An 11438-nucleotide genomic window follows, 5' to 3' on the forward strand; every position below is an offset into this window, starting at 1 on the left:
TTAATTTATGCATCTTTATTGTAATAAACTAAATGTAAATATTTTATAATTTGAAATAAAATAATATGAAATCGATCTATTTATTTTTATGTGTTTGGATAATTCATATAGGTATGGCACAAGAAATTAATTATGAAAAAAAGTGGCAAGAAATAGATAAAGAAATGAATAATGGAGAGTTTAAATCTTTACTCCCCCAAATTAATCAACTATATAATCAGGCTAAAAAAGAAAATAACACTTTAGAAATAATTAATGCATTAATTTATCAATACCGTATTATATCACAAACGAAAGAAGATAAAGATTATGATCCATACAAATTAGTTATCCATAATTTCGAAAAAGAAATGAATTCTTTTAAAGGAATTACATTATCCATTACAAAATCTATGTTAGCTAAAATTTATGAAGATTATTTATTTCGAACAAGTTGGGAAAGAAGAAATATTATTAACACTGAATTTCTTTCCAATGATATAAGCAATTGGTCTACTAAGCAACTAATGCAAAGAAGTCTAAGTCTGTACAAGGAATCTGTTGAAAATGATCATTTATTAAAAAAAGAGACAACTTTAAACTGGAAAAATATTTTAAACACAGATGAAAATATAGATTTATATCCTACTTTATATGATATTTTAGTTTCCCGTTATATAGAAGCCTTAAAAGAAATTTTTTCACAAATTGAATTTAATTCTTGGTCAGATATGGAAGAAAATAAAGAAGTTATAGGTATCAAGATTAAAGAAGAAATCGATAATCTTTATAATGGCTTGTTAGAATTTCACAAAAATGATGTTGATAAATCAGCTTTTTTAAATAATAAGCTTAATCAAATTGAAGAAACTAATCGTTCCTTGGAAAAGACAGAGAATAAAGCCCATTTAATTGAGAATTTAGCAAACTCATACTCCGACCAAAAGTTTACTGCCTATTTATATTACAGAGCAGCCGCTACGTATGTAAATACAAATAAGGAAAAAGCATTTAAAATATGTAAAAATGTTACTTATACACAAAATAATCCTTGGTCAATAAATTGTAAAAATCTTATCGATGAAATTCAGAAAATAAACATCCATGCTTCATTGGATGAAATATTATTGCCGAATGAAAATATTCCTTTGATCATAGAAGCTACCAATGTTAATAAGGCTTATTATAGAATTTATCAAGTAAATCCGGATATTGATTCGATCAATACTTCAAGTAATACAGAATTTAAAACTAATGGAATTTATTCATTAAATAAAAAACTTGTTAAGAATGGTATTTTAGAATGGAAATCGTTTTCAGATTTTGATTCTCATTCAACTTTAGTTAAGTTAGATGGATTACCTGAAGGAAATTATATCCTGGAATTGTCAACTAATTCAGAGTTTTTGACAAAAAAAGAAATTAATTCAGATATAAATGGTTCGTTGTACTTTATGGTTCATGATTGGAGTATTGTTAAATTAGGAAGATATGTAGATCCACTATTTCAATTATTGAATCGTAAAACCGGAGAAGTATTTTCCAATAGATCAATTACCTTATATAAAAAACAGAAAAGTAAAAATAATTCAAAAATTCTCTTTGAATCCTTTTCTATTAATACAGACTCTCATGGATTTTTTGACTTGTCTAAACTCAATGCACAGTATGGTGAAATATATGTTTATGTTCCGTCTTCACATTCTTATATGAAACTTCCTTCAAACTTTTATAATAATGAAGTTGAGGAAGTTAAAAATGATTTGGAAAAGATAAGCGAATTTTTTACGGATAGATCCATGTACAGACCCGGACAAAAAGTTTTTTTTAAAGTTATAATATATACTAAAAATAAAAATAAAACTTTATTAGTAAAAAATCAAAAAGTTATTCTTTCATTAAATAATGCGAACGGAAAGGAAATCTCAAAACTAGAATTAATATCTAATGAATATGGAAGTGTATTTGGAGAGTTTATTTTGCCACAAGAAGGATTGACAGGTAATTATTATTTAACTTCCAATTTTAGTAATGATGCTTATTATTTTTCAGTAGAAGAATATAAAAGACCAAAATTTGAGATAATATTTGATGAGTTTTCAGGAAATTATAAATTAGATGAACAGGTTACAAGTAAAGGTAAAGCAATTTCTTATAATGGAACTCCTGTTTCCAATGCAAAAGTTCAATACAGAATTGAAAGAAAAGACCTATTCCCTTTATATCGGCTGTATAATCCAATACCGTATCTAGATAATTCAGAAATAATAACCCAAGGAGAATTGACTACAGATAAAGAAGGGGTTTTTACAATCTCCTACCCAGCTATCGCAAAAGACATAAAAAAAGATAATGAATATAGATATTATACGTATATTATATCGGTTGATGTAACAGATATAAACGGAGAAACGCAAACTAAAAAAACTAAAGTGACCATTGGAGATTTACCCATACAATTAACACTACAATTACCGGAAGTATCCACACAAAAAGATTTTACGAAAATAATTATACAATCTACCAATTTAAATGAGGTAAGAGTATTTTCTCAAGGTATAGTTAACCTATCAAAATTAATTAATCCTTCAAGGGTGCTTCTTCCTAATAAGGTAGTTTATATTCCGGAATATCAGCTATATGACAATGTATCTTTTGAACGATATTTTCCACATTTACCCTACTCCAAAGAAGAGCAGAATCCAGCATCCTGGAAAAAAGAAAAATTATATACTTATAATTTTGATACCAAAACATCAGATACTCTAGTTGTTTCCTCCCAATTGCCTAAAGGATTTTATCTCGTAGAAGCTGAAACTTTGTTGGGGAAAGATACCATTAAAACTCAAAAAATTATTGAAATTAAAGATAATGAATCATTAAAATCATCAGATAGTGAATATTTTAGTGTGAATACTTCTCAATCCTCATATAAAATAGGAGAAAGAATTACAATTAACTTTTATTCAGATTTAAAAAATTCAACTGCTATTTTACATTTAGAAAGTAACGGAAAATGGATTTTACATAAAGAAATACCTATAGTTAAGGGTAAAGGAACTTATACCTTGATCGCGAAAAAGGATTTTATTACTAAGGGTCTTTATGTTTTATCTTATTTAATTAAAGATGGTGGATTTCAAGCAAAAAGCTTTCAAATAGATATTATGGATGAGCCTAGGGACTTAAAAATTACTACTAAAGTTTTCAGAAATAAATTAATTCCGGGAGAAAAGGAAAGCTGGGAATTAACCGTTAGTGGTAAAGACAAAGACAAAATTGCTGCAGAAGTTCTTGCTACCTTATACGACGAATCATTAGATCAATTTGCTCCTAATGCTTATACATTCACTCCTTGGAAGTATTTTCCTAGTGGAATATTATATTATTCTGTATTTGAGATGGGTTATAATTCTTCATCAACCAGATTATCTGAAAACATTCCTTATTTAATTTATAAAAATCCAAAAATCGTTAATTTGAAGGATATAACTATTAATAAAATTTATGATAGAGATGGAGTTGCTGCTTCCGCATTTGCCATTCCTATAAGAGCTGAATATATGTTATCAAATTCAATTTTGGATAACAACCTGAATAAAATGCGTACCGGGGGAAAGGTTTCTAAGCAAGAGGTTATTAAAGATAATAGTCTTTCAATGGTGAAATTTCGTACTAATTTAAAAGAAACAGCTTTTTTTTATCCTAATTTATATACTGATGAACAGGGTAATTTTACATTTTCATTTACCTGCCCCGAGGCCTTAACTAAATGGAAACTCCTTATTTTGGCTCACACCAAAGATTTATATTCAGGAACAGCAGAATTTCATGTACAAACACAAAAAAATCTTATGATAGTACCTAATACTCCTAGATTTTTAAGAGAAGGAGATGAAATAATTATTAGTGCGAAAATTAATAATTTAACAGGTAAAAGTATGGAAGGGAATGCTCAACTTTTTCTTTTTGATGCACTTACCCGAAAACCGGTAGATACCAATTTTAATAATTTGTCTCCCATTATTCCCTTTAAAGCCGAACTATCTAAAAATGCAGAGGTAAGTTGGAAAATAAAAGTTCCAAAAAATATCCAAGCCGTTTCTTATCGCATAGTGGCTCAAGCGGGTAATTTTTCTGATGGAGAAGAAAATTCGCTTCCCATAGTAACCGATAGAGTGTTGATAACAGAAACTGTACCTATCAATATAAAAGAAAATGAAAAAAAAGAATATCGTTTAGATAAGCTTATTACTAATTCTTCAAGTTCGCTTTTGAATTATAATTTAAGTCTTGAGGTAGCTACAAATCCTGTTTGGTTGGCATTATTCTCCATTCCTTATTTGAGAGAATATCACTATGAAAATTCTGAGCAGGTATTTAGTCGTTTGTTTGGGAATGTGCTATCGACATTTATATTGAATACATTTCCGAAAATTAAAAATGTATTGAATGATTGGAATGTTAAAGGGGTAAATCCATCTAATTTAGAATCCAATCAAGAATTTAAAAATATACTTATAGAGGAAACACCTTGGATACGTAATGCTGAAAATGAAGCGGAGCAGAAAAAGAGAATTTCTTTGCTATTTGATTTAAACAAAATGGCTCAAGAAAACTCTCAAGTTCAGGAAAAACTTATCAAATTGCAGAATACAGACGGCGGCTTCGCTTGGTTTGAAGGAGGAAACTCCAATCCATATATAACTGATATTATTATATCCGGAATAGGGCAATTAAGAAAAATGTTAGGTACTCAATATTCAATCTATATTCAGAGTGATTTGGAAAATGTAATTAAAAAAGCTGTTGCCTATTCAGATCGAGAGGCATTACATTACCTAAACCAAAAAGAATTCGAAAAAATAGGCAAGGAGGGTGATTTAATACAATATTATTATATCAGAAGTTTTTGGAAAGACCGGTATCCGTTACCGATGCAAACTGAAAAACACATCCAAGATATAAATAAAAATATTACGAAGTATTTGAAAAAATCGGGTACACAAATAAAAGCGATGTTGGCGATAATTATGCAGAGATTTGGATATGCTTCAACAGCAAGAACTATAATTCTTCATTTAAAAGAAACTTCGGTGGAATCAGAATCTATGGGCATGTATTGGAAAGATAATCAGGCAGGATGGGATAGGTATCAAACTCCCATAGAAGCGCAAACCAAAATAATAGAAGCCTTTGCAGAGGTAACTCCTGAAGATACAAGGTCGGTAGAGGAAATGAAAATTTGGCTATTAGGTAATAGACAGACTCATTCTTGGAGCTCTACTAAAGCAACTACTCATGCTATTTATGCTTTGATGAATTTCGGAAAAGATTGGTCTGATGAAAAAAATAACATTAAAATTTTTAATGGAAAAAAGCAAATCTATCCAACTTCCGATTCTACAATGATTCAAACTACAGGATATTTAAAAAAATCTTGGAATTCTGAGCAAATTCAATCCGATATGGGTATAATAAAAATAGAAAAAACATCTCCCGGTATAGCATGGGGAGGATTATATTGGCAATATTTTGAAAATTTAAATAAAATAACCAATACAGGGAATGAAATTAAAATTCAAAAAAAATTATTTATAAAAACTGTATCAAATAAGAGTTTTGAATTACAAGAAATAACCAACCAAAATTACATTAAAATTGGAGATATTATCACGATTAGATTAGTGATTAAAGCCGATCGTGATATGGATTTTATTTATGTCAAAGATATGAGAGCTTCCGGATTTGAACCGATGAATATATTTACTGCCTACCAATATCAAAATGGTTTAAGTTATTATGAAAGTACTCGAGATGCTGCAACTAATTTTTTCTTTGAACATATGAGAAAAGGAACGTATGTATTTGAATATGAGGTTAGAGCTGCTTATGAAGGAAATTTTTCAAGCGGTATTACCTTAGTACAATCCATGTATGCTCCTGAAATGTCCGCATACAGTGGTGAAAATCATATAATTATTAAAAAATATAAGTAGTTGATATTTTAATTGAAGTATTATAAAAAACATATGATTGTTCATATGTTTTTTATATTTGCATCGAAATGTATGATCTATGAAAAAATATTTTTGCCTAGTTGTTATTTATCAATTCTGTTTCTTTTTTTCTCAAAGTCATAATTCGTTTGCATTGGATCTTAAAGAGGGCGATTTAATATTTCAAGAATCCTTTTCTAAAAATATGGACAGCGCAATTAAGCAAGTTACATCGGGGATTGGCAATTATAATTTTACTCATGTAGGAATAGTGTATAAAGATTCATTATCGGATTCTTTTTATGTAATTGAGGCTACTCATCCCAGAGTAAAAATTACTCCATTAGAAGAATATTTAATTCAAAAAAAAAATGAAAATTATCCTCCCATTTCTGTGGTAGGTAGATTAAAAGCTCCTTATCAAAAATTGATTCCTCAAGCGATAAAAGAGGCCCTAAAATTAGTTGGGAAAGAATACGATGATGCTTTTGATTTAACTAATGATCGTTATTATTGTTCAGAGCTTATATATAAAATATTATATATTTCCAACCAAAATAAAGAGATATTCCCTTTAAATGTAATGACTTTTAAATCACCTAAAACAGGCGAATATATCCCATATTGGGTAAATCATTTTCAAAAATTAGGAATCCCCATTCCGGAAGGAGGATTAGGTATCAATCCGGGGGCCATGTCAAAATCAGACGTGATTGATATTCTATATTCTTATAAACCTTAATTTTCAAAAACTAGTGTCAATTTAAAAATCTTTAAATTTTTTATTAATTTGAAATATAATATTCTTAGTTTTTCAAATTAGTTACTTTATTGCTGTTCACGAATTATTTACATTGGATCATTTGACGGAGATATAGGATTTTCATTATATATTTAGTAATTTAAATTAAACCAATCGCCCTCCAATGAAAAAGCAAAATAAAGTTCATAGATTATTTTATTTTGTTGATAGTTAACCAACTAATATTGTCTAAATATTTTGTTTTAGTATTATATTAATGAGAATATACTACTCATAATAAATATTGCATACCTGTTCTATATTGAACTTTATAAATTAATAATGATATAAAAATCTATTTTATTATCATAAAAGAATCATATAAACTCAAATTCAAAGTAGATAGTAAAGTAACTAATTGTATATTCCCATATAGGCCCTTTCTAAAAGAAAGGGCTTTATTTATAGGCATATATAAACTTCTAAATAGTAGTAAAGTTATATAATACATTGTAAAAAATTGTTACCATTTCTTGAAATGGTATATGTTTTTAATAAACATATTTTCAGTACAAAATTTGCATTATAATCTATAAGTTTTATACATAATTTGATAAAATATAAATAAAATTAAATTTTGCTATATAAAAGATGACTGAAGGAAAAGTATCTAAATTTTTACCATGGATAGCGGCAATGGCTATATTTATGCAATTTCTGGATTCAACCATTTTGAATACCGCTCTTCCTTCTATAGCTAAAGACTTAGATAAATCTCCACTTGAGATGCAGTCAGTACTTATAGCTTATGTATTAACTATAGCGTTATTAATCCCGTTAAGTGGTTGGCTTTCAGATAAATTTGGCTCTAAAAATATATTTATTTTATCAGTAACTGTTTTTACCATAGGTTCATTTTTATGTGCATTGTCAGTATCTTTAAAAATGTTGGTATGTATGAGAATAATACAAGCTGTAGGAGGTTCCATGATGGTGCCTGTTTCCAGATTAACACTTATATATTCGTATCCTAAACATCAACTTTTAAGAGTTATAAATTTTATAACCATACCCGGCTTACTAGGACCGGTTATTGGACCCACTTTAGGAGGTTGGTTGGTTGAAATAGCGAGCTGGCATTGGATATTTCTAATAAATATTCCTATTGGAATTTTAGGAATATTAGTCGCTGGGAAATCGTTTCCAAACTATAAAATAATTAATGGAAAATTCGATTTTATCGGATTTATTTTATTCAGTTTAAGTTTAGTATCACTGTCCTTAAGCTTAGAATTTGCGGTAGATGGAAAAACGACTATGGTGAATATAATGATTTTATCATTATTAAGCATGAGCTTACTATATACATATGTAATATATTCTAAAAAAGTGGTTCGGCCCATTATTGATCTAGATTTATTTAAAATAAGAACCTTGAAGATTGGAATAATTGGAAATTTAATAACCCGATTAGGTATCGGTGGGGTTCCGCTAATGCTTCCACTAATGTTGCAAGTAGGTTTCGGTAAATCACCTACAGTATCCGGAGTGATGCTTATATTTTCTGCCATCTCCACCATTGTTGCGAAATCCTGGGTAATTCCATGGGTAAAAAGGTTCGGTTATAGAAAATTATTAATTTATAACACAATCATTTTAGGCATTTCTATCTCATTATTTTCTTTGCCTGATAAAAACACTCCTATATTTTGGTTGATTCCTATTCTTATATTATATGGTTTTTTTAATTCTGTTCAAATGACCTCTATGAATAGTATTTCATTAGCAGAGTTAACACCTGTTAATGCAAGTGGAGGTAATACCATACTATCCGTTACTCAACAATTATCCATAAGCTTTGGAATATCTCTAAGCTCCATAATTTTAAGAGGATTTAATCTTTCGGATGTCTTTACAGAAGTAAGTTCAAGCTTTAGAGCAACTTTAGTGGTCTTGGGTTTAATTACTATAGTTTCCTCATTCACATTTAAATATCTTAAATCTGAAGATGGAGCAGAAATGTCAGGAATTAAGAAAATTAATTAAACTTATTTAAAATTACTAGTATACAATTTACTACTTAATTATAAATTCCAATATTTAATGTAAAATATATGGCATAATATTTTTAATAAGCTTTTATTTTGTGATACTCTAAACAATTAAATAAACAATTAACCAACTGTCCACAAAACTTTTATAAATTAATATAATAAATTGAAGGTTTGTATAAAAAAATAAGGTAAATTTGCAGTTATACATATTTGTGTATTTTTGCGTAAATAAACATTTTTATATGAAAAAAACTTTTTTGAGTGTATTGGTATGCATACCTATTTTTTTTATGGCACAAAAAAAAACACTTTACTCGCAAGCCGGAGAGAGAATTGATCCTTCCTTAGTTAATGAAAAAGTTGGGGATAGTGTTAAAAAGATAAATACCATTTTTCATTTTAAGAATGATATAAAAAATTTTTACATTAAAATTTTAAATCTGGATGGTAAAACCTATGCACAAGGAATAAGTGAATTTATAAAAATTGATTTTAATAGTAGAAAAGGAGGCGATTTACATCGAAAGGTTGAAAAATTAACCAATATAAAAATTGAGGATGGAAATTTTACTTCAGATCAGATTAAGGCATCTTTTATATTTTTAAAAGAAAGAGAAAATCCAGAAAAGGAATATCAAACAAATATTAAATTGATGGTCTGTACTGAAGATGAGATCGGAAATAGAAATTGTCGTATTAATGATGACGAAGTTATCTTAACACCTCGAGAATTTCCCGGTAAATATCCGCAAACTGCTTTTACCCGTTTAGGAGTAGAAGATTTAAAAAATAAAAAACCAAAAGAATTAGATTTGATGAAAAAAGAAATTTATGCCAGATATGGGTATCGTTTCACAAATCCTGAAGATGTAAACTATTTCTATAAGCAAGAATGGTATGAACCGGTTATTGAAAATAAAGATATAGAGTTAAATGAACTTGAATCAGATAATGTGGCTATGATTGATTTATTTAAAAAATTAATAGCCTATAAAGATATAAATAAAAAAACGTACAGTCATATTTTGCCTTTAGAAACTACCAGTAATACTTTATATGATAAAGATGCGCTAAAAAGAGTACAGCATATAGTTAAAGATAGTATTTATGGTAAAAAATGTAAATTGACGGAATTTAACAAAAAAGGAATTGCAATATTTCAGCAAGATTGTGTAGCTAAAAAAGATATTTATGTTAATTATTTTCATAACGATTTTCTTATACAGCATATAGATGATTTAAATGATACCTTTTATTATTATAATGAAAAGGGACTGCCCTACAAATCTGTAAAACTCGATTATACTAATCAAACAACTGAAATATCATATTTTAATTACGATGCAAATGAAAATATAATTAAAAAAGATATTTATCAAAATAATGATTTTAATAGTTCCATATCATATGATTATGATGTTGAAGGAAATTTGAAAAAAGAATATTATAAAGATGAAGATGGATCTGAACATATGGTTAAGGAATATATATATGATGATAATAATATTTTGAACGGATATATAAAGGATAAGGATCTAAATTGTAAATACACTTACAATCATTACAAGGATGTACTTCTGCAAAAGAAATGTTATAAAATCATCAATGATACAGAAAAGATTACTCAAAAAAAGGATATAAAAGTTTTTGTTACCAATAGAGGGAAAGACAAAAGGTTAATATCTGTAATATTCAAAGAAAAAGATAGTAATAATTCTTCATTAAATAAGATTGAAGTTAAATATAACAAATAATTTATTACTGATTTTTAAATGTTAGATATATTAATGCATTAATTATATCTAATATTTAAAATAAACTATTAAAGAAATAAAAAATAGATTATACAAAACAAGTATCCGATTATTAAATAGCAACTTCTGCTTTAATATGAGGATGAGGATCGTATCCATCGATAGAAAAATCTTCATATTGAAAGCTAAAAATATCTTTTATTTTAGGATTAAGATGCAAATTGGGAAGGAGGCGAGGCTCTCGTGTTAGTTGAAGTTTTACTTGATTAATATGATTTTTATATATATGGACATCCCCGAAAGTATGTATAAACTCTCCCACTTTTAAATTGCAAACTTGAGCCACCATATGTAACAATAAACAATAGGAAGCAATGTTAAAAGGTACACCCAAAAAAACATCAGCGCTTCTTTGATAAAGCTGTAAAGATAATTTTTTGTCTGCAACATAGAATTGAAACAGAGCATGACATGGTGCTAGAGCCATTTGAGGAATATCTGCAACATTCCAGGCTGAAACAAGAATTCTTCGTGAATCGGGATTATTTTTAATTTGATCTATTATTTGTGAAATTTGATCTATATATTGTCCATTCGGAGTTCCCCAGCTTCTCCATTGATGGCCATAAACAGGACCTAAATTTCCATTCTCATCAGCCCATTCATTCCATATTCGAACTTTATGATCATTCAAATATTTTATGTTAGTATCACCTTTCAAAAACCAAAGCAATTCGTAAATTATGGAACGTAGATGAAGTTTTTTAGTAGTTATAAGAGGAAATCCATTTTGTAAATTAAATCGCATTTGATATCCAAAAGTGCTGATTGTACCCGTTCCGGTTCTATCTTGCTTACTAGTTCCTTTGTCTAATATATGCTGTAAAAGTTCTAAATAGGCCTGCATAGA

5 protein-coding genes are annotated in these 11438 nt (G+C 28.2%); 4 read left to right on the top strand and 1 reads right to left on the bottom strand.

The annotated features are described in order from the left end of the window. Window positions 1-65: 65 nt before the first annotated feature. The 4 genes from ASC36_RS07375 (at window position 66) to ASC36_RS07390 (ending at window position 10528) form a co-directional block, all read left to right on the top strand. Window positions 66-5978, top strand: a complete 5913-nt coding sequence (locus ASC36_RS07375) for an alpha-2-macroglobulin family protein (RefSeq protein ID WP_055425853.1) — start codon at window positions 66-68, stop codon at window positions 5976-5978. A gap of 79 nt (window positions 5979-6057) precedes the next feature. Next, window positions 6058-6720 (top strand): YiiX/YebB-like N1pC/P60 family cysteine hydrolase, encoded by a 663-nt coding sequence (locus tag ASC36_RS07380; RefSeq protein WP_055425854.1) that lies wholly within the window; start codon window positions 6058-6060, stop codon window positions 6718-6720. 651 nt (window positions 6721-7371) lie between these two features. Continuing rightward, window positions 7372-8766, top strand: a complete 1395-nt coding sequence (locus ASC36_RS07385; protein ID WP_055425855.1) for a DHA2 family efflux MFS transporter permease subunit — start codon at window positions 7372-7374, stop codon at window positions 8764-8766. A gap of 250 nt (window positions 8767-9016) precedes the next feature. Continuing rightward, a complete protein-coding gene (locus tag ASC36_RS07390) occupies window positions 9017-10528 on the top strand; it encodes a YARHG domain-containing protein (RefSeq protein WP_055425856.1) in 1512 nt (503 codons plus the stop codon). Between the two features lie 112 nt (window positions 10529-10640). On the opposite strand, the gene ASC36_RS07395 is transcribed toward ASC36_RS07390, so the two are convergent. Beyond that, entirely contained in the window at window positions 10641-11435 is a 795-nt protein-coding gene (locus ASC36_RS07395) for a thymidylate synthase (protein ID WP_055425857.1), read from the bottom strand. Between the last annotated feature and the right edge of the window lie 3 nt (window positions 11436-11438).

This window comes from Apibacter mensalis, assembly GCF_001418685.1.
GTDB lineage: Bacteria > Bacteroidota > Bacteroidia > Flavobacteriales > Weeksellaceae > Apibacter > Apibacter mensalis.